Annotated in this window: 14 protein-coding genes and 2 tRNA genes; 11 read left to right on the forward strand and 5 right to left on the reverse strand. The window is 73.7% G+C overall.

Annotated features, from left to right (window positions below; translation table 11 throughout):
• Nucleotides 1–6: 6 nt before the first annotated feature.
• Complete coding sequence (locus ACGFRF_RS15805; protein WP_393740101.1) at nucleotides 7–4,857, reverse strand: PAS domain-containing protein; 4,851 nt, start codon at nucleotides 4,855–4,857, stop codon at nucleotides 7–9.
• A 194-nt stretch (nucleotides 4,858–5,051) separates the two neighbouring features.
• Nucleotides 5,052–5,558, reverse strand: a complete 507-nt coding sequence (locus tag ACGFRF_RS15810; RefSeq protein WP_393740103.1) for an SSI family serine proteinase inhibitor — start codon at nucleotides 5,556–5,558, stop codon at nucleotides 5,052–5,054.
• A gap of 241 nt (nucleotides 5,559–5,799) precedes the next feature.
• On the opposite strand from ACGFRF_RS15810, the gene ACGFRF_RS15815 reads away from it, so the two are divergent.
• Nucleotides 5,800–5,890 (forward strand) — tRNA-Ser (locus ACGFRF_RS15815).
• 214 nt (nucleotides 5,891–6,104) lie between these two features.
• Nucleotides 6,105–6,177 (forward strand) — tRNA-Arg (locus ACGFRF_RS15820).
• Nucleotides 6,178–6,387: 210 nt separating this feature from the next.
• Here ACGFRF_RS15820 and ACGFRF_RS15825 read toward each other — a convergent pair.
• The gene (locus tag ACGFRF_RS15825; RefSeq protein ID WP_393740105.1) at nucleotides 6,388–6,882 is read right to left on the reverse strand and encodes a MarR family transcriptional regulator; all 495 of its coding nucleotides are present in this window, start codon (nucleotides 6,880–6,882) and stop codon (nucleotides 6,388–6,390) included.
• 82 nt (nucleotides 6,883–6,964) lie between these two features.
• Here ACGFRF_RS15825 and ACGFRF_RS15830 point away from each other — a divergent pair, with 82 nt between their 5' ends.
• From ACGFRF_RS15830 to ACGFRF_RS15870, 9 genes are all read left to right on the forward strand, one after another.
• Nucleotides 6,965–7,339, forward strand: coding sequence for an HGxxPAAW family protein (locus ACGFRF_RS15830; RefSeq protein WP_393740107.1), 375 nt, complete (start codon nucleotides 6,965–6,967; stop codon nucleotides 7,337–7,339).
• An 81-nt stretch (nucleotides 7,340–7,420) separates the two neighbouring features.
• Nucleotides 7,421–8,299: a DUF2797 domain-containing protein gene (locus ACGFRF_RS15835; protein WP_393740108.1), complete on the forward strand. Its 879-nt coding sequence runs from the start codon at nucleotides 7,421–7,423 to the stop codon at nucleotides 8,297–8,299.
• Between the two features lie 88 nt (nucleotides 8,300–8,387).
• The gene (locus ACGFRF_RS15840) at nucleotides 8,388–8,744 is read left to right on the forward strand and encodes an antibiotic biosynthesis monooxygenase family protein (protein WP_393740110.1); all 357 of its coding nucleotides are present in this window, start codon (nucleotides 8,388–8,390) and stop codon (nucleotides 8,742–8,744) included.
• Between the two features lie 101 nt (nucleotides 8,745–8,845).
• Nucleotides 8,846–9,586, forward strand: coding sequence for a response regulator transcription factor (locus ACGFRF_RS15845; RefSeq protein WP_393740112.1), 741 nt, complete (start codon nucleotides 8,846–8,848; stop codon nucleotides 9,584–9,586).
• Nucleotides 9,583–11,247: a sensor histidine kinase gene (locus tag ACGFRF_RS15850; protein ID WP_393740114.1), complete on the forward strand. Its 1,665-nt coding sequence runs from the start codon at nucleotides 9,583–9,585 to the stop codon at nucleotides 11,245–11,247. Before ACGFRF_RS15845 ends, ACGFRF_RS15850 begins: the two co-directional genes overlap by 4 nt.
• Before the next feature lie 14 nt (nucleotides 11,248–11,261).
• Nucleotides 11,262–12,764 carry a glycosyltransferase gene (locus tag ACGFRF_RS15855; RefSeq protein WP_393740116.1) on the forward strand — a complete coding sequence of 501 codons (1,503 nt, stop codon included), beginning with the start codon at nucleotides 11,262–11,264 and terminating at the stop codon, nucleotides 12,762–12,764.
• Complete coding sequence (locus ACGFRF_RS15860) at nucleotides 12,761–14,947, forward strand: ArnT family glycosyltransferase (RefSeq protein ID WP_393740118.1); 2,187 nt, start codon at nucleotides 12,761–12,763, stop codon at nucleotides 14,945–14,947. The genes ACGFRF_RS15855 and ACGFRF_RS15860 overlap by 4 nt, the downstream gene beginning before the upstream one ends.
• A gap of 49 nt (nucleotides 14,948–14,996) precedes the next feature.
• A complete protein-coding gene (locus ACGFRF_RS15865) occupies nucleotides 14,997–16,421 on the forward strand; it encodes an MFS transporter (RefSeq protein ID WP_393740120.1) in 1,425 nt (474 codons plus the stop codon).
• 117 nt (nucleotides 16,422–16,538) lie between these two features.
• Nucleotides 16,539–17,297, forward strand: coding sequence for a TetR/AcrR family transcriptional regulator (locus ACGFRF_RS15870; protein ID WP_393740122.1), 759 nt, complete (start codon nucleotides 16,539–16,541; stop codon nucleotides 17,295–17,297).
• Nucleotides 17,298–17,324: 27 nt separating this feature from the next.
• Here the strand turns inward: ACGFRF_RS15870 and ACGFRF_RS15875 are convergent, their stop codons facing one another.
• Complete coding sequence (locus ACGFRF_RS15875; protein WP_393740124.1) at nucleotides 17,325–17,795, reverse strand: PPOX class F420-dependent oxidoreductase; 471 nt, start codon at nucleotides 17,793–17,795, stop codon at nucleotides 17,325–17,327.
• 145 nt (nucleotides 17,796–17,940) lie between these two features.
• Nucleotides 17,941–18,762: a YceI family protein gene (locus ACGFRF_RS15880; protein ID WP_393740126.1), complete on the reverse strand. Its 822-nt coding sequence runs from the start codon at nucleotides 18,760–18,762 to the stop codon at nucleotides 17,941–17,943.
• Nucleotides 18,763–18,935 lie beyond the last annotated feature (173 nt).

The raw sequence follows: 18,935 nt of genomic DNA on the forward strand, positions 1-18,935 counted from the left end.
TCCTGATCAGTTCGTCCCGATCCGGGCCAGCAGATCCACGATCCGCGTCTGCACCTCGGTGCTGGTCGACCGCTCGGCGAGGAACAGCACCGTCTCGCCCGAGGCCAGCCGGGGCAGGTCGGCCTGGTCGACGGCGGCGGTGTAGACGACAAGCGGGGTGCGGTTGAGCTGCCCGTTCGCACGCAGCCAGTCGATGATCCCGGTGAATCCGGCCCGCCGCCGCTGCACCTGCATCAGGTCCATCACCACGAGGTTCGGCCGGAACTGCCCCGCCAGCGTCACCGCGTCGTCGTCGTTCGCGGCCCGCGCCACCTGCATCCCGCGCCGCTCCAGCGTCGAGGTCAGGGCCAGCGCGATCTCCGCGTGCTCCTCGATGAGCAGCACGCGCGGCGGATGCTGCTCGCTGTCCCGGGGCGCGAGCGCCTTCAGCAGCACGGCGGGGTCGGCGCCGTACGCCGCCTCGCGCGTGGCCTGCCCGAGCCCGGCCGTGACCAGCACGGGCACCTCGGCGGCCACGGCGGCCTGACGCAGCGCCTGCAGGGCCGTACGGGTGATCGGCCCGGTCAGCGGGTCCACGAAGAGCGCGGCGGGGAAGGCCGCGATCTGCGCGTCGACCTCCTCGCGCGAGTGCACGATGACGGGCCGGTAGCCACGGTCGCTCAGCGCCTGCTGCGTCGTCACGTCCGGCGCGGGCCACACCAGCAGCCGGCGCGGGTTGTCCAGCGGCTCCGGGGGCAGCTCGTCGTCCAGCGGCTGCGGCCGCGGGGTGTCCGCCACCTCGACGGCCCCGCCGGGACCGTCCAGCGGTTCGGGGCCCTCGGCGGCGTTGGGCTCCGGGGCGCCTATGGCGTACGACCGTCCCGCCCCCTCGGTGCCCGGGGCGCGCCGGGACTGCCCGGCCGGCGCCTGGTGCGGCACGGGCGCCTGCCCGCCCAGCGACGGCTGCGCGGGCGCCGGTTCGGCAGACGGATGCGGCCGGGCCGCCTGCTCCGGCTGCGACTCGGCGCGGGCGGCCGGGTCGGGGGGCGTGCCCAGCTTGCGCCGGCGGCCGGAACCGCCCGGCGCGTGCGGGGGCGGGGTCGCCGTCGGCTGCTGGACCTGCGCGGCCTGCCGCGCGAACGGCACGCCCTGCCCCAGTGTCCGGACGCTGATCGACCGCCCCTGCGTCGAGTTCGGGTCGCCCGCGGCTCCCGTGGCCTCGGCGGGCAACGGCTGCGCGGCCCGCTGCGGCCGCGCACCGGCGTGCTCCGCGGGCAGCGGGGTGCCGGGCGCCGGGGTGCTGTTCGGGTTCGGCCTCGGCACGGGCGTGCCCGCGCCGGAGGTGTCGTCGATGCCGGGCCACTGCTGGGGGACGGTGGCCGCGGGCGCGGCGCCGGTGGCCGACTCCGCGGGCAACGGCTGTGCGGCCGGGGGCGCCACCGGAGTACCGGCGGGCGGGGTGGCGGGCTGTGCCGCGGGCGCCTGCTGCGCCTGGGCGGGGGCCGCCGGTACGGGCCTGCCGGCGGTGCCCTGCGCGGGAACCGCGGGGTGGGAGGCGGCCACCTGCTGACCGGGTACGGCGACACCGGGTCCCGCCTGCCCGGCCATGGGGGCCGGAGCGGGCGTTTGCCCCCCGGGTGCGGCGGGGCCGGCCTGGACGGGGATGCCCTGCCCGGCCGTACCGTGCGCCGGAAGGCCGTGCACCGGAGTGCCCTGACCGGGAGTCGACGGCACGGCCGCCCCCGGCGGGACCTGCCCCGGAACGGCTTGCGGGGGAGCAGCCTGACCTGCGGCGGCCGCGGGAGCCGTGTGCCCGGGGGTCGCCGGCGCCGGTCCGTGCTGCGCGGCAGCCGCTGCCTCCCCGGGCGCGGTCCCCGGAGCCACGGCCTGGGCGGCCTCGGCCGGCTGGGCCACGGCCCGCCGGCGCCGACCGGTCGGCGCACTGGTGGGATGCGGCTGCGGCGGTGTGTGGTCCTCGGCCTGGTCGAGCGGTACGGCGTCGTGCCGGCCGTCGGCACCGGGCAGGCCCGCCCCCGACAGGGGCAGCTGGGCGGGCACCTGCACCTGCCCGGGCAACACCCCCGCCCCGGGAACGGCGGGGCCTGGTACGGCACCGGCAGCGGCAGCGCCAGGCGCGGCAGCGTCGGCAACGGCGCCAGGAAGCGGCCCGGAAACCCGCGGCTGTCCTTCGACACCGGTCTCAGCACCGCGGGGCGCACCGGCGTCGGGGCCGGCAGGCGCACCGGCAGCGGGGGCCACGGGCGCCCCGGTACCCGGACCGACGGGCGCGGGGGCCCCGGGGACTACGGGCACACCGGACCCTGGCCCCACGGGCACACCCGGGGCCGGGTGCACAGGCACGCCCGCGGCCGGGTGCGCCGGCACGCCCGGCGCCGCCGGCCCGCTCGCCGTTGCGGCGGTCGTGGCCGCGTCCGGGTTCGCGTTCGGCGCCTCCGGTTGCCGGTCGGCCTCGGCCGGCGGCAGGGCGAAGACCGTACGGGCGCCGCCCGCTTCCTGGGCCGCGGCACGCTCCGCCGCGGCGGCCAGCGCACGCCGGCGCCGCCCGGTCGGCTGCGCACCCTCGGCCGAAGCGCCCTGCGCACCCGCGGCGCCCTCCGCGCCGGGAGGGGCCACCACACCGGGAGCGCCCATCGCGCCCGGCGCCGTCTCGCTGCCGGGCGCGGGCAGGGCGGGTGGCAGGGCGGCCTGCGGGGCGCCGGAGTCACGGCGGGCGCGACGGCCCGTGGGCACGGGCACGCCCTGCGGCGGCACGGTGCCGCCGAGTCCCGTACCGGAGGCGGCGGCACCCGCCGCGTGCTCGGCGGCGGTCACCACGGCACCCTCGGACACACCCCCCGCCACGAGTTCGGCCCCGCCCCCGCCGTCACCGGCACCGTGGGCGCCGGTGTCGGCGGGCCGGCCACGGCGCCGCCCGGTCCCACCGGACGCGGGCTCCGCGACCTCGGCCGGAAGCGCCACGGCGGCCTCCTCGGCCGGCGCACCGGCCCGCCGGCGCCGCCGCCCGGTCGGCGTGGGGGCTCCCGCCTCACCGGCGGTCTCGCCCGTGCCGGGAACGTCACTCTCCAGGAAGGCGTCCGTGGAGGCCCGCCGGGCCCGCCGCCGTCCGCCCCCGGTCCCACCGGCGACCTGCTCGCCCGCACCGGCCTCCTCCGACGCCACCTCACCGGCGTCCGGAACCTGCGCGGCGACCGCCCCGGCGCCACCGCCGAGCGGCACCTCGAGCACGTACGCGCTGCCGCTCATGCCCGGCACCTCGTGCGTCTGCAGCACCCCACCGTGGGCGCGCACGATCCCGCGCACGATCGGCTCGTGCACCGGGTCTCCGCCGGCGTACGGCCCACGCACCTCGATCCGCGCGACCTCACCGCGCTGCGCGGCGGCGACAACGACGGTGTTGTCCAGGTAACCGCCCGCGGAGACGGGCGTGTTGCCGGTCGCGTCGACCCCCGCCACATCCGCGACCAGATGGGCGAGCGCGGTGGCGAGCCGCTGCGGGTCGACCTCGGCCTCGATGGGCGGGGCGTGCACGGCGAACTGCACCCGCCCGGGACCGATCAGCTCCACCGCCCCGTCCACACCGGCGGCGACGACGGCGTCCAGCATCACCTTCGTACGGGTGATGTCCTCGCTGCCCGCGTCCAGTCGCTGGTAGCCGAGGACGTTGTCGATGAGGGTGGTGATCCGCGAGTACCCGGCGGACAGGTGATGCAGCACCTGGTTGGCCTCGGGCCACAGCTGTCCCGCGTCATCGGCCGCGAGGGCGGACAGTTCGCGCCGCAGCTCGTCCAGCGGGCCGCGCAGCGACTGCCCGAGCAGCGTGAGCAGCTGCTCGTGCCGCCCGGCGAGGGCCTCGTACCGGTCCTTCTCCCGCTCGCCGAGCGCGGCGTACCGCTCCTCGCCGGCCGCCAGCTCCTCCGCGTGCTTCTCGCGCAGCTCCTCCAGCTCGGTGACGTGCTGCTGGCGCAGCGCGGTCAGATCGGAGGCGTGCTCCTCGGAGAGCCGCTCCAGTTCCTCGGCGTGCGCCTTCTCCAGCGCGGCCTTCTCCTCGGCGAGGGCGTCGTACGGCCGGCGGTCGGTGAAGGTCATGACGGCGCCGACGAGCTGGTCGCCGTCGCGCACCGGCGCGGTCGTCAGGTCGACGGAGACCTTCTCGTCGCCCTTGGACCACAGCACCTGCCCGCGCACCCGGTGCTTGCGCCCGGAGCGCAGGGTGTCGGCGAGCGGGGACTCCTCGTACGGGAAGGGGGAGCCGTCGGCGCGGGAGTGCAGCACGAGAGTGTGCAGCTCCTTGCCGCCCAGCTCGCCCGCCCGGTACCCCAGTATCTGGGCGGCGGCCGGGTTGACGAGCACGATGCGCCCGTCGGTGTCGGTCCCCACGACGCCTTCCGCCGCGGCGCGCAGGATCATCTCGGTCTGCCGCTGCGAGCGGGCCAGCTCCGCCTCGGTGTCGACGGTTCCGGACAGGTCCCGTACGACGAGCATCAGCAGCTCGTCACCGGTGTAGCCGTAACCGTCGTACGCCTGCTGCCCGTTCTCCAGGTTCGCGCTCGTGACCTCGACCGGGAACTCGGTCCCGTCGGTGCGCCGCGCGACCATCCGCGTCGGCTTGGTCCGCCCGTGCGGGTCCATGTGATCGGGACGCCGCATGGACCCGGGGATGAGCCTGGAGTCGAAATGCGGCAGCAGATCGAGCAGCCCACGCCCGACGAGCGCGGTCCCCGGTGCCTCGAAGGCCTCCAGGGCGATGGTGTTGGCGTTGACGACGGTTCCGTTGGCGTTGACCAGGACCAACGCGTCCGGCAGCGCGTCGAGTATGGCTGCGAGGCGAGCAGCGCCTCGGGATGGCCTGCTGCTCACGAGACGCTTCCTCCCTGTCACCGCACCTTGCCGACCGCTCGGGCCATCTTGCCAACCGGCCCGCGACGTGTCACGCGAGGGAGTCTAAGCGCACGGATTGCGCTCGCGACGCCGGATGAGAGGGAGGTCCCACGGGGAAGTGACGGCGAACGCGTGACCGCACGTCCCGGCTCCGCGAGACCTTCGCGGGACCTTTACGACCCCGTCGGGTCCGCCCCGGGCTTCGGCAGCAGCGGCACCATCCGGTCCCACCGCCCGATCTCGCACCCGTCGCCGCGGTCGTAGGTGGCGTCGACCGGGCGTCCGGCCCAGGTGCCGGTCACATGGGCGGTGGCGGGCCCGCCGTAGACCATGGTGCAGATGCTGTCGGGGGGCACCGGGGCGAAGGGGTCCCGGCCCCACCGGGTGTACGTGTCGAGCATCCGGCAGGCCCCGGCCACGTCCGGGTGCCGGCCGGCGTCGGGATGACACGACACCTCGTACGTCCCGTCCCGCTCGGTCCCGGCGTGCCGGACGACGACGGTGAGGTGATCGCCGCGGTGATCGGCGCCCTGCAGCGGGGCCCGGTCCTCGGGGCGGACGGGCGGCGGCACGGCACCGGCCGCCACGGCGGGTACGGCGGTGAGGGGGACGAGGGAGGCGACGGCGGCGAGGGACGACACGAGGACGCGCCGTCCGGTGACCGGCAGAACAGAAACCATGCCCTGTCCAACGCCTCCGCGCGCCGGACGTTGCGCCGCACACCCCGCTGTCCGCCCGCCCGGCCCTCCTCACCGTCACTGACCGGCCCGGCCGGGGGGGAAGACCCCTGCGCCTCGCCGGGGGAAGCCCTTTGCCCTCCGCCCCGACTGCCTAGTACCGTGGGGGGCGATTGGTGACACCGCACCCGACTGTGTCATCATCTGCACGCACCGATCGCGCGCTCGCGTGAGCGGTTGTGCTGGAGGCGTCGCCTAGTCCGGTCTATGGCGCCGCACTGCTAATGCGGTTTGGGCCTTAAAGCCCATCGAGGGTTCAAATCCCTCCGCCTCCGCACCGATCCCGAAGCCCCGGTCCCTCAGGACCGGGGCTTCGGCGTTCCCGGCGTGCTTCTCCGCGCCGCCCCCACAGCCGCCGCTCTCGACGTTTCCGCAGGTCACAAGGGGTGCGGGAATCGGATTTCACATGACGGCGGCAGTCATGTAATGTTCTTCCTGTCGCCGCGAGCGGGCCGGAAGGGCCGGGAGCGAAGACGAAAAACAAAACAAGCACTCGTAGCTTAACGGATAGAGCATCTGACTACGGATCAGAAGGTTGCAGGTTCGAATCCTGCCGAGTGCACAGAGATTGAAGGCCCCGGAGAGATCCGGGGCCTTCGGCGTTCAGCGGGTGTTTTTCGATCGGCGGGGCCTTCGGACACCGAGTGGGACCGCCGTGTCCGTTGCCGCGCACGCCCTAACGCGGTGCGCGGCGTGCCGGACAGGCGGACGATCTTCCTGCCGGCAAGTCGGGCGCGGCCATGGCGGGTTGGGGAGCGGGTTCCGGCAGGCCTCAGCACTCCTCCTGCGGATCGTTCCGGTTCAGCTTCTCCAGGTACTCGTGGGCCAGTGCCGTGGCCCGGGTGAACCAGTCGGTGATGATCGCCAGCTCCTCCGCGGAGTAGTCGGAGAACAGGGCCGTCAGCCGCTTGTAGTGACCCGCGTACACGGCCTCCACGCGGGTGACGGCGGCCGGTACGGCGGCCACCCGGACCCGGCGCCGGTCGGTGGGGTCGGGGCGGCGGGTGACGTAACCGGCGCGCTCCAGGCGGTTGAGGATGCCGGTCACCGCGCCCGTGGTGACGTGGGCGCGGGCCGCGAGGTCGCCGGCCGTGAGCAGGTCCTCGCCTGCCTCCAGCACGAAGGCGAAGCACGTGAGATCGGTGACGGTCAGTCCCAGCCGCCGGGCCAGCTCCTGCTGTCCGATCAGGTGGGCGGCGATGAGGTGGTCCATCGCCGACAGCGCCTGGGCCGGCGTGGCGGGCGGTCGCGGCGGCGTGCCGTGCATCTTTCGTAATCCCTTAGCTCGTGAGATATTCGGGGCGGTAACTTCTTAGTCCGTGAGGGAATCTGTCCCTGGAGGCGGCTCCATGAGTCTGTACGACGAGGGTCACACGATCGCCGGCTGGACCGGCTTCGGTATCGCTACGGCCGGCAGCGGTGTGGTGGGGGTGGGGGTGTGCACGGCCTCGCTGCCGGTCGTCCTGGGTGGGCTGGCCGTCGTGGCCGCGAGCGTCCTGGTCGCCTGGGCGCTGCACCTGTCCGGCTGGGGCAAGCCGCCGGGGGTGCGGCCGCGGGGGCAGTGGGGCATGCGGGTCCGGGACACACAGGCCCGAGCGGGGCACGCCGGGTGCGTGGGCTGCCGGCTGGCCGGGCGGGGGCGCCGGGCGACCACCGTCTCGGTGGCGGCCGTGCCGGTCGCGGACCTCGGTGCGGAAGCGATCCCTCTGTCACCTATCGAGTGAACATGCGTTTTCTCGAGTCAGACCCCCGCGCGATGCCTCGCACATCCTCACTGTCCGACCCGACCCCTACCCTCAGGAGTGATGGCACAGGTGTGGAAGTGCACGGGGCTGCGCTGGGCGCCGGACGGTCCCGTGCTGGTGTGGGACGGCGGGCGGCGCAGTGCGCTGCCCCGGGGGAAGCGGGTCGCCTTCACGGTGCCGGAGGGGGCCGTGCGGACGTGCGTGGGGGCGCGGGGGCACGCCTGCCCGGTGCGGGCCACCGTGCCGGGGCGGAGTACGGGGGCCCGGTGCGAGGAGTGCGCGCGGCTGGACCGGGCGCACTCCGTGGCCGCCGACACGATCGCCGACGATCCCCGGCCGTACCGGGTGTATCTGGCGTGGTTCGGGCCCGGCATGGTCAAGGTCGGCATCACCGCCGTCGAGCGGGGCCCGGCGCGGCTGCTCGAACAGGGCGCCGTCTGCTTCAGCTGGCTCGGCACCGGTCCGCTGATGGCCGCGCGGCGCGCCGAGGAGCTGCTGCGGGCCGCGCTGCGGGTACCGGACCGGATTCCGTACGCCGAGAAGCGGGCGGTGCGGTCGGCGCTGCCGGGGACGGAGGAGGAGCGTGCCGCCGAGGTGCGCGAGCTGCACGCACGGGCCGTCGCGCTCGCCGGGTGGCCGGAGTCCCTGCGTCCGGAGCCGTGTGCGGTCGTCGATCAGGTACGGGAGTTCGGGCTCGAGGAGGGTCGGGGGGCTCTCGGTGAGGTCGTGGCACTCGTGCCGGGCGGCACCGTGAGCGGTGAGCTGGTCGCGGCCGCCGGGCCCGATCTGCATCTGGCGGCCGGCGGACGCGGGGTCGTCGTCCTCGACACCCGGCTGATGACCGGCTGGGAGCTGCTGCCCGCGGCACCGGAGACCGACACGGGCGGACTCACCGTCCCCGTACGGGAGTTCAGGAGGGAGCAGGAGGGGCTCTTCTGAGGGGTAAGGCAAAGAATCGGATCCCCTACGGATCCCTTTGGGCAAGGTCCGTGGACGCGCAACCAACCCACGGCGGAACGTGATTGCCATGAGCGATCAGAGAACAGACCCGGCCGTTCCCGCCGCCGTCCCCGAACCGCCCTACTACGCGGTCGTGTTCACCGCCCTCCGTACCGGCGACGACCCCGGCGGATACGACGGCACCGCCACCCGGCTCTCCCGTCTCGTGCGGGACGTGCCCGGCTTCCTCGGCGAGGACTTCGCCCACACGCCCGGCGGGCTCGCCATCTCCGTCGCCTACTTCCGCGACCTCGAGGCCATCGAGCGGTGGCGGCAGCACCCCGAGCACCTCGCGGCCAAGCGGCACGGGCGTGAGCACTGGTACGAGCGGTACGCCCTCCACATCGCCCGGGTCGAGCACAGTCACGCCTTCCAGCGGTCGTGATGCGTTTCCCAGGAATTCCCTGAGAGGCGCCTGTGTGTTTCTCAGGGAAATCACAGATTCTGGAAAGCGTCTTCTCAGAGGATCCCGACAGGGTGTCCACCATGACCACGACCTCGCCCCAGGGGCGCACCGAACTGCTGAGGCCGGACGGGAGCCCCGTCCGCGTGCTTGTGGTGGACGACGAGCTGTCGATCACCGAACTGCTGAGCATGGCTCTGCGTTACGAGGGCTGGCAGATCAGGAGTGCGGGGGACGGGCAGGGGGCCGTCCGGACGGCCCGTGAGTTCCGGCCCGACGCCGTCGTGCTCGACATGATGCTGCCCGACATGGACGGGCTGACCGTCCTCGGGCGGCTGCGCCGCGAACTGCCGGACGTGCCCGTCCTGTTCCTGACAGCCAAGGACGCGCTGGAGGACCGTATCGCCGGGCTCACCGCCGGCGGTGACGACTACGTCACCAAGCCGTTCAGCCTGGAGGAGGTCGTCGCACGGCTGCGGGGACTCATCCGCCGCTCCGGCGCCGCCGACCGGCGGTCGGACTCCGTGCTCGTCGTGGGCGACCTGACGCTCGACGAGGACAGCCACGAGGTCTCGCGCGCCGGTGAGTCCATCCACCTCACCGCCACCGAGTTCGAACTGCTGCGCTTCCTGATGCGCAACCCGCGGCGCGTGCTGAGCAAGGCGCAGATCCTGGACCGCGTGTGGTCGTACGACTTCGGCGGCCAGGCCAATGTCGTCGAGCTGTACATCTCCTACCTGCGGCGCAAGATCGACGCCGGGCGGGAGCCGATGATCCACACCCGGCGTGGGGCCGGTTACCTGATCAAGCCCGCCGTGTCGTGAGCGGGCGACGGCGGCCGCGTCCGCGAAGGGGCGCGAGCCGGCGGCGAGCGGGCCGGCCGCGCACGCTGCGGACCCGGCTCGTCGTCGCCTCGGTGGTGCTGATCGCCGTGGTCTGCGCGGTGATCGGCACCGTGACCACGCTGGCGCTGCGGACCCATCTGTACGACCAGCTGGACGACAAGGTGACGGAGACCGCCCTGCGCGCTGTCGGTCGCATGCAGCAGCCCCCCGGCGGGGTGAGCCCCGGTGCGGTTCCGGACCGCGGGGACTCCTCCCCGGCGGCCACCGCCACGCCGGGCGAGAAGGTCGACAACCTGCTCACCAAGGGCCCGACGCAGCCCGGGACCGTCGCCGCGTACGTGAGCGACGGCTCGATCACCGCCGCCGGCGTCTCCGAGCAGCTGAACGACGACTACGGCCTCTTCAAGAGGATGCGGGCCGCCTCCCTCACCACGGCGCAGGAGAAGGCGCTCGCCCAGGTGCCGAAGGACGGCCACGCGCACAGCGCGGAGCTCCCGGGGCTCGGGAACTACCTCGTCAAGTTCATGGCGAGCCGGGACAGCAGCGCCGCCTACTACGTGGCCCTGCCCACCAAGGACGTCGACGACAACGTCGACACCCTCGTCCTGGTCGAGATCAGCGTCACCGCCGCGGGCCTCGTGGCCGCCGGCATCGCCGGGTACGTGCTCGTCGGCCTGGCCACCCGGCCGCTGCGCAAGGTGGCCGCCACCGCCACCCGTGTCTCGGAACTCCCCCTGCACACCGGCGAGGTGAACCTCAGCGAGCGGGTCCCGGTGCCCGAGACCGATGCGCACACCGAGGTCGGCCAGGTCGGCGCGGCTCTCAACCGCATGCTGGACCACGTCCACGGCGCCCTGCACGCCCGGCAGCAGAGCGAGACGCGGGTACGGCAGTTCGTCGCCGACGCCAGTCATGAGCTGCGGACGCCCCTCGCCTCCATCCGCGGGTACGCGGAGCTGACGAGACGCGGACGCGAGCAGGTCGGGCCCGACACCCGGCACGCCCTCGGTCGGATCGAGTCCGAGGCCGGCCGCATGACCCTGCTCGTCGAGGATCTGCTGCTGCTCGCCCGGCTCGATGCGGGACGGCCGCTGCAGTTCGAGCGGACCGATCTCGTCCCGCTCGTCGTGGACACGGTCAGCGACGCGCGCGCGGCCGGCATGGACCACAACTGGCGGCTCGACCTGCCCGACGAGCCCGCCCTCGTCTCCGCGGACGCCGCCCGGTTGCAGCAGGTGCTCGTCAATCTGCTCGGCAACGCCCGCAACCACACCCCGCCCGGTACGACCGTCACCGCGCGCGTGCAGCGGCGCGGGCCCTGGATGTGCGTCGACGTCGAGGACAACGGGCAGGGCATCCCGCCCGAGCTGCTGCCGCACGTCTTCGAGCGGTTCGCGCGGGGCGATTCCGCGCGCTCGCGGTCCACCGGGTCCACCGGGCTCGGGCTCGCCATCGTGCAGGCCGTCGCGGTCGCGCACGGCGGTGCCGTGACCGTGGACAGCGTCCCGGGGCGGACGGTGTTCACCGTGCACCTGCCCGCGCTCGCCCCGGCCGTCGCGCGGCCCGCCCCCGAAACGGAGTGGCGATCGGACTCACAGGCACAGCACAGTGCCACCACATGGGTGCGACAGGGCGCTTGACGAGAGTCGGTGCCATGCGAACCGACTCTTCTCCCGGCACCCTGCCGGCGCGGGAGCACCTCCCGGCCGGAGACGCCGGTGCGCCTGTCCTGGACGTAGTGATCCCCGTCTACAACGAGGAGAAGGACCTCCAGCCGTGCGTCCGCAGACTGCACGAGCACCTCACGCGCACCTTCCCGTACGCGTTCCGCATCACGATCGCGGACAACGCGTCCACGGACACCACCCCGCAGGTGGCGGCGCTGCTGGCGGCGGAGCTTGCCGAGGTCACCGCCTTCCGCCTGGAGCACAAGGGCCGCGGTCGCGCCCTCAGGACCGTGTGGTCGGCGTCCGAGGCGCCGATCCTCGCCTACATGGACGTCGACCTGTCCACCGACCTCAACGCCCTGCTGCCGCTGGTGGCGCCGCTGATCTCCGGTCACTCCGACCTCGCGATCGGCTCCCGGCTCGCCCGCACCTCCCGGGTGGTCCGCGGTCCCAAGCGGGAGTTCATCAGCCGGGCCTACAACCTGATCCTGCGCGGCTCCCTCCAGGCCCGCTTCTCGGACGCGCAGTGCGGCTTCAAGGCCATCCGGCGGGATGTGGCGCAGGTGCTGCTGCCGCTGGTGGAGGACACCGGCTGGTTCTTCGACACCGAGATGCTCGTGCTCGCCGAGCGGGCGGGGCTGCGCATCCACGAGGTGCCGGTCGACTGGGTCGACGACCCCGACTCCACCGTGCACATCGTGAGGACCGCCACCGACGACCTCAAGGGGGTGTGGCGGGTCGGCAAGGCGCTGGCCACCGGTTCGCTGCCGCTGGACCGGCTGGCCCGGCCCTTCGGCGACGACCCGCGCGACCGCGAACTGCCCGACGTGCCCAAGGGGCTGGCCCGTCAGCTCGTCGGGTTCTGTGTGGTCGGTGTTCTGTCGACCCTGTTCTACCTGCTGCTCTACAGCCTCTTCCGGCAGTTCTCCGGCTCCCAGGTCGCCAACGCGCTCGCGCTGCTGGTCTCCGCGATAGCCAACACCGCCGCCAACCGCCGGCTCACCTTCGGGGTGCGCGGCCGGGGCGGGGCCGTCCGGCACCAGGCGCAGGGCCTGGCGGTCTTCGGCATCGGGCTCGCCCTGACCAGCGGCTCCCTGGCCGCCCTGGAGGCGGCCACCGACCGCCCGGCGCACTCCACCGAGCTGGCGGTGCTCATCGCCGCCAACCTCGCGGCGACCGTGCTGCGGTTCCTGCTCTTCCGCGCCTGGGTCTTCCCGGACAGGGGCGAGTCCGGCACCGGCTCCACGGTGGCCGCGGCCCACGCCCCGTCTACACCGGCCTACGGCACGACGGCTCCGTACGCGCCGCTGCCGCAGCGCCCGGCCCCGCACCAGCAGCAATACCCGCAGCCGTACCGGCAGCAGCCGTACCAGCCGTACCCGACCACCCAGGTCCGCGCCGGTGAAGCCGCGGACGGCAGCTGGAGGGAGGGCACCATGCGACTGCAGCCGGTGCGCCCTCACGACACCGACCCGGGGGACCCCCGATGACCACCCACTTCGATCAGCCGACCGCCGGACAGGGAAACACCGCCGCGTGGGGCCCGCCCCCGACCGCTCCCCCCGCAGCGGCTCCCGGGGCCGGTGAGCCCAGGCAGCCCCTCGCGCGCGGACTGTGGCGCGGCCGCCCCGAGGACCCGCGCTGGGCGCGCCCGGCCCTCCTCGGCCTGCTGGCCGCCACCCTCGTGCTCTACCTGTACGACCTGAGCGCCTCCGGTTACGCCAACTCCTTCTACTCGGCGGCCGTGCAGGCGGGCAGCACGTCGTGGAAGGCGTTCTTCTTCGGCTCGCTGGACGCGGGCAACGCCATCACCGTCGACAAGCCCCCGGCCTCGCTGTGGCCGATGGAGCTGTCGGTGCGGATCTTCGGCCTCCACTCGTGGGCGATCCTGGCCCCCGAGGTGCTGATGGGCGTGGCGACCGTCGCCGTCGTCCACGCCGGGGTGCGCCGCCGGTTCAGCCCCGCGGCCGGCCTGATCGCGGGCGCGGTGCTCGCGCTGACCCCCGTCGCGGCGCTGATGTTCCGGTTCAACAACCCGGACGCCATGCTGGCGCTGCTGATGTCCGTGGCCTGCTACCTCGTGGTCCGGGCCGTCGAGGACGGGCGTACCAAGTGGCTGGTGTGGGCGGGTGTCGCGATCGGCTTCGCGTTCCTCGCCAAGACGCTCCAGGCCTTCCTGATCCTGCCGCCGCTCGCGGTCGTGTACGCGGTCTGCGCTCCGGTGCCGCTGAGGAAGCGCTTCGGGCAGCTGGCCGTGGCGACGCTCGCGCTGGTCGTCTCGGGCGGCTGGTGGGTGGCGATCGTGGAGCTGTGGCCGGCCTCCTCCCGCCCGTACATCGGCGGTTCGCAGAACAACAGCTTCCTGGAGCTGACCTTCGGCTACAACGGACTCGGCCGGCTGAACGGCGAGGAGACCGGCAGCGTCGGCGGCGGCGGGGGCGCGGGCGGTACCGGCATGTGGGGTGAGACCGGCTGGGACCGGATGTTCAACTCCGAGGTCGGCGGCCAGATCTCCTGGCTGCTGCCCGCCGCGCTGATCCTGCTGGTCGCCGGTCTCGTGGCCACCCGGAGGTCGAAGCGGACGTCCGTCACCCGGGCCTCGTTCCTGGTCTGGGGCGGCTCCCTGCTCATGACCATGGTCGTCTTCAGCTACATGGCGGGCATCTTCCACCAGTACTACACCGTGGCCCTCGCCCCCTACCTCGCGGCCGTCACCGGCATGGGCGCCGGGCTGCTGTGGGAGAAGCGGCAGGAGCTGTGGGCGTCGATCACCCTCGCCGCGTCCGTGGTCGCGGCGGCGGCCTGGGGGTACGTCCTGCTCAACCGCACCTCCGACTACCTGCCCTGGCTGAAGTGGCCGGTGCTGATCGGCGGCCTGGCCGCCGCGCTCGGCCTGATCTTCGCCGGCCGGGTCTCCCGGCGGCTCGCGCTCGGGGCGGCGGCGGTGGGCCTGGTGGCCGCGCTGGCCGGTCCGACCGCGTACACCCTCAGCACGCTTCAGCAGGGCCACACCGGTTCGATCGTCACGGCGGGGCCGGCGGGCGCGAGCGTGATGGGCGGCCGGGGCGGTGGTCCCGGCGGCGGTGGCATGCGCGGCGGCTTCGGCGGAGGCATGCCGGGCCGGCCGGGGCAGCAGAACGGCAACGGCACTGCACAGGGCCGGCAGGGCCCGCAGAACGGCAACGGCCTGCCGGGCCTGCCGGGTCAGCAGAACGGCAACGGGAGCACCGGGGACCGGCAGAACGGCAACGGGTTCCCCGGCGGCGGCCGGATGGGCGAGGGCGGCATGGGCGCCGGTGGCGTCGGCGGCCTGCTGAACGGCGCGAGCGTGTCCGCCGAGGCCAGGAAGCTGCTGGAGACGGACGCGTCCGAGTACACCTGGGTCGCCGCGTCCATCGGCTCCCAGAACGCGGCCGGCTACCAGCTCGCCACGGGTGACCCGGTGATGGCCGTCGGCGGCTTCAACGGCACCGACCCCTCCCCGACACTCGCGCAGTTCAAGAAGTACGTGGAGGAAGGGAGGATCCACTACTTCATCGCCGGCGGCGGCATGGGCCGCGGCGGCAACAGCGGCACGTCCTCGCGGATCAGCTCGTGGATCGAGAGCAACTTCAAGAAGGTGACGGCCGGTTCGGCCACCTTCTACGACCTCACGAAGAAGACGAGCGACTGACGGAGACACGCGCTGTACACCGTATAGCGGCAGCTATACGGTGTATAGCATGTCCATCTCCCCGACCGCGTCCGGCACGGCTCCCGCCCAAGGCCACCCCCAGCGCTGGCTGATCCTCGGCGTCATCTGCCTCGCGCAGCTCACGGTGCTGCTCGACAACACCGTCCTGAACGTGGCCATCCCCTCGCTGACGCGCGAACTGCACGCGGCCACCTCCGACATCCAGTGGATGATCAACGCCTACTCCCTGGTGCAGTCCGGCCTGCTGCTCACCGCGGGGAGCGCCGCCGACCGCTACGGCCGCAAGAAGATGCTGATGGCCGGGCTCGTCCTGTTCGGCGCCGGCTCCGTGGTGGCCGGGTTCGCCGGCACCACCGGTCAGCTGATCGCCGCCCGGGCCGGCATGGGCATCGGCGGCGCCCTGCTCATCACCACCACGCTCGCCGTGGCGATGCAGATCTTCGTGCCCGACGAACAGCCGAAGGCCATCGGCATCTGGAGCGCGGTCAACGCACTGGGCTTCGCGTGCGGCCCGCTGATCGGCGGCTTCGTGCTCGACCACTTCTGGTGGGGTGCGATCTTCCTGATCAACCTCCCGGTCGCGGCGACGGGCCTGGTCGCGGTGGTGATCCTCGTACCCGAGTCCAAGGACCCGCGGGGAGACCGCCCGGACCTGCTCGGCGCGCTGCTGTCCACCATCGGCATGACCGCGTTCGTCTTCGCGATCATCTCCGGTCCCGGCCACGGCTGGACCTCGGGGCGCGTGCTCGGTACGGCGGCCGTGGCGGTGGTGGTGCTGAGCGTCTTCGCCTGGTGGGAGAGCCGGGTCGACGAGCCGATGCTCGACCCGCACTTCTTCCGCGACCGGCGGTTCACGGGCGCGGTCGCCGGGGCCGTCCTCATCACGTTCGGCATGAGCGGCGCCCTCTTCCTGCTGACCCAGCACCTCCAGTTCGTGCTCGGGTACGGGCCGTTGGAGGCCGGCCTGCGGATCGCTCCGCTTGCATTGACCGTGGTGGCGCTGAACTTCACGGGTGTCGCGGCGAAGTGGTCGAGGTCGTGGGGCACGCCGGTGTCGATCGCGCTGGGCATGGTGGCGATGTCGGCGGGGCTGGTGGCCATCGCCGAACTCGACACCGGCTACGCCGGGGCACTGCTCGGGCTGGTGCTGATCGGTGCGGGGTGCGCGGTCGCCAACCCGGCCATGGCACACGCGATCATGAGCGCGATCCCTCCCGAGAAGGCCGGCGTGGGTGCGGGCATCAACGGCACCCTGGCCGAGTTCGGCAACGGTCTCGGTGTGGCCGTTCTGGGGGCCGTGCTCAGCTCTTCCGTCGCCTCGGGCGAGTCGCTGTCCAGCGGACTGGAGGCCGGACAGCTGGTGGGGGCCGGTGCCGTGCTGGTCGGCGGCTTTCTGGCGGCCGGACTGCTCCGCCGGGCGGAGCGGGTGGTCGCCCGGGGGATCGGGGGGTAGGCGTATGCGTGCGGCCTCGGGTCGTCCGTGGCCGATCGCGTCCCAGCCGCAGATCGGGTGCGGCCCCACCCCCCTACAGTGGGGGCACCGGGCCGGAGACTTCAGGAAGGTGCGCCGATGGTGAAGCAGGCTGCACGGTCGGCGCGAGGCAGTGTCTGGCTGGACGGCAAGGCCCGCCGCGGTGGGCGCAGCGGGCAGCCCTCCGGGCTGGACCGGGAGCGGATCACCGAGGTGTCCGTGCGGCTGCTGGACGCCGAGGGACTCGCGAAGTTCTCCATGCGGCGGCTGGCCGGCGAGCTGAACGTCACCGCGATGTCCCTGTACTGGTACGTCGACACCAAGGACGACCTGCTCGAACTCGCCCTGGACGCGGCCTTCGGCGAGCTGCGGCTGCCCGATCCGGAGCACGCGGACGAGGACTGGCGGGAGCAGCTGCGGGGGCTGGCCACCGAGTACCGGGCGCTGCTGGTGCGCCACCCCTGGCTGTCGGCGCTGGCCGGGCGCTACCTCAACATCGGCCCGAACTCGCTCGCCTTCTCCCGCGCGGTCCAGCGGGTGGTCCGCCGGGCGGGGCTGCCCGCGCGGGGGGTGACCGGGGCGATCGCGGCCGTCTTCCAGTTCGTGTACGGCTACGGCACGATCGAGGGCCACTTCTCCGCGCGGATCGAGAACACCGGGCTGAGCCCCGACGAGTACATGGAGCAGGCCATGACCATGGTGGCCGAGGACCCCGGGACCGCCGAGGCCATGGAGGAGTCCAAGGACCTCATGGAGGCCCGCGGCGGGGACACGGTGGCCGAGATGCTGGACCGCGACTTCACCTTCGCCCTGGACCTGCTGATCGCCGGCATCGAGGCGATGGTCGCCCGCGGCTGACGGCCGGGGCCCAGCCGCGAGCGGTGCTCACTGGTCGGCCACGAGCCGGGCCGGGAAACCGCCCGTGGCCACCGGGCCCCAGCGCTCCGGGGTCACCCGGATGATCGACTTGCCCTGCTTGACCATGGCCTGCCGGTACTCGTCCCAGTCGGGGTGCTCGCCGGCGATGTTGCGGTAGTACTCCACCAGCGGTTCCACGGAGTCGGGCGCGTCGATGACCTCGGCCGTGCCGTCGATCTGCACCCAGGGCCCGTTCCACTCGTCGCTCAGGACGACCAGCGCGACCCTGGGGTCGCGCCGGGCGTTGCGGGTCTTGGCGCGCTCGGGGTACGTGGAGACCACGATCCGGCCCGAGTCGTCCACGCCACAGGTCAGCGGGGAGGCCTGCGGCCCGCCGTCGGCCCGGCGGGTGATCAGCAGGGCGCGGTGGCGGGGCCGTACGAAGTCCAGCAGCTCGTCCAGCGATACACGGGTGTTGGTCGCGATGTTCGGTGCCATGGCCGCAGCCTAGGGGAGCGGGGGCCGGTCGTCCTGACCCTGCTGAGGACAGTCACCCCCGCGGCGCGGGGAACCGCGCGATCCCCCTCGGACGGCCCGCAGCCGCGCGCACGACCGGTCCCGCGAACTCTTGGGCGGCCGGGTGCTAGGCCATGGGCAGCGAATCCCCCTGGACCGCCTGGATGTCCAGTTCCACCTTCAGCGTGGTGCCGATGGCGGCGATGCCCGCCTGGAGGACCTGGTTGTAGTTCATCGCGAAGTCCTCGCGGTGCAGTTCGGCGGTGGCCCGGAAGGCGGCCCGGGTGCCGCCCCACGGGTCGGCGCCGCTGCCGAGGTAGGCCAGGTCCAGGTCGACCGGCCGTACCACTCCGTTCATCGACAGCTCGCCGTGCACCGTCCAGCGGTCCGGGCCGGCCTGCGTCAGACCCGTCGAGCGGTAGCTGATCTCCGGGTGCCGCTCGACGTCGAGGAAGTCCGCGGACCGCAGGTGCGTGTCGCGCATGCCGTTGCCCGTGTCGATGGAGGCGGCCTGGATGACCGCTTCGACGCGGGACTTGGCGATGTCGTCGGGGGCGATCTCGATGGTGCCGCCGAACTGCGTGAACCGGCCGTGCACGCTGGAGATCCCCAGGTGCTGGGCGACCGCGGCGACGGAGGAGTGCGCCGGGTCGATGGTCCAGGGGCCGGGCGGCGGCAGCTCGGTGCCGCCCTGCCGGGCCAGCGTGACCGTGCCGACCTCGGCCCGGCCGCTCGCGGTGACGATCGCGCTGGACGCGGCGGGCGCGTACCCGACGGCCGTCACGATCACGGTGTACGCCCCCGGCGCCAACTCGGTGGCATCCCGTACGGCCCCCTCGGCGTCCGCCTCGGCCCGCAGCACCTGCGTACCGGTCATGTCGGTCACCGTGACGACCGCGTGCGACACGGCCCACCCGTCCCGCGTACGGACCTTCGCGGTCAGTCCCATCCCGTTTCTCCCTGCAAAGTATTACAAATTGGTCGTATGGCGTGGGGGGGGGGGGGGGGGGGGGGGGGGGGGGGGGGGGGGGGGGGGGGGGGGGGGGGGGGGGGGGGGGGCGGCGGGGGGGGGGGCGGGGGGGGGGGGGGGCGGCGGCGCCCGGCGGCGAGCCTAGGGAGGGG

The organism is Streptomyces sp. NPDC048521 (genome assembly GCF_043199855.1).
In the GTDB taxonomy this organism is placed as follows: Bacteria; Actinomycetota; Actinomycetes; order Streptomycetales; family Streptomycetaceae; genus Streptomyces.

Bases quoted from the DNA above. Each gene is read 5' to 3' on its own strand.
- ACGFRF_RS15810 (WP_393740103.1), bottom strand. From the start codon at position 5,558: ATGGTTTCTGTTCTGCCGGTCACCGGACGGCGCGTCCTCGTGTCGTCC.
- ACGFRF_RS15825 (WP_393740105.1), bottom strand. From the start codon at position 6,882: ATGCACGGCACGCCGCCGCGACCGCCCGCCACGCCGGCCCAGGCGCTG.
- ACGFRF_RS15830 (WP_393740107.1), top strand. From the start codon at position 6,965: ATGAGTCTGTACGACGAGGGTCACACGATCGCCGGCTGGACCGGCTTC.
- ACGFRF_RS15835 (WP_393740108.1), top strand. From the start codon at position 7,421: ATGGCACAGGTGTGGAAGTGCACGGGGCTGCGCTGGGCGCCGGACGGT.
- ACGFRF_RS15840 (WP_393740110.1), top strand. From the start codon at position 8,388: ATGAGCGATCAGAGAACAGACCCGGCCGTTCCCGCCGCCGTCCCCGAA.
- ACGFRF_RS15845 (WP_393740112.1), top strand. From the start codon at position 8,846: ATGACCACGACCTCGCCCCAGGGGCGCACCGAACTGCTGAGGCCGGAC.
- ACGFRF_RS15855 (WP_393740116.1), top strand. From the start codon at position 11,262: ATGCGAACCGACTCTTCTCCCGGCACCCTGCCGGCGCGGGAGCACCTC.
- ACGFRF_RS15860 (WP_393740118.1), top strand. From the start codon at position 12,761: ATGACCACCCACTTCGATCAGCCGACCGCCGGACAGGGAAACACCGCC.
- ACGFRF_RS15865 (WP_393740120.1), top strand. From the start codon at position 14,997: ATGTCCATCTCCCCGACCGCGTCCGGCACGGCTCCCGCCCAAGGCCAC.
- ACGFRF_RS15870 (WP_393740122.1), top strand. From the start codon at position 16,539: ATGGTGAAGCAGGCTGCACGGTCGGCGCGAGGCAGTGTCTGGCTGGAC.
- ACGFRF_RS15875 (WP_393740124.1), bottom strand. From the start codon at position 17,795: ATGGCACCGAACATCGCGACCAACACCCGTGTATCGCTGGACGAGCTG.
- ACGFRF_RS15880 (WP_393740126.1), bottom strand. From the start codon at position 18,762: ATGGGACTGACCGCGAAGGTCCGTACGCGGGACGGGTGGGCCGTGTCG.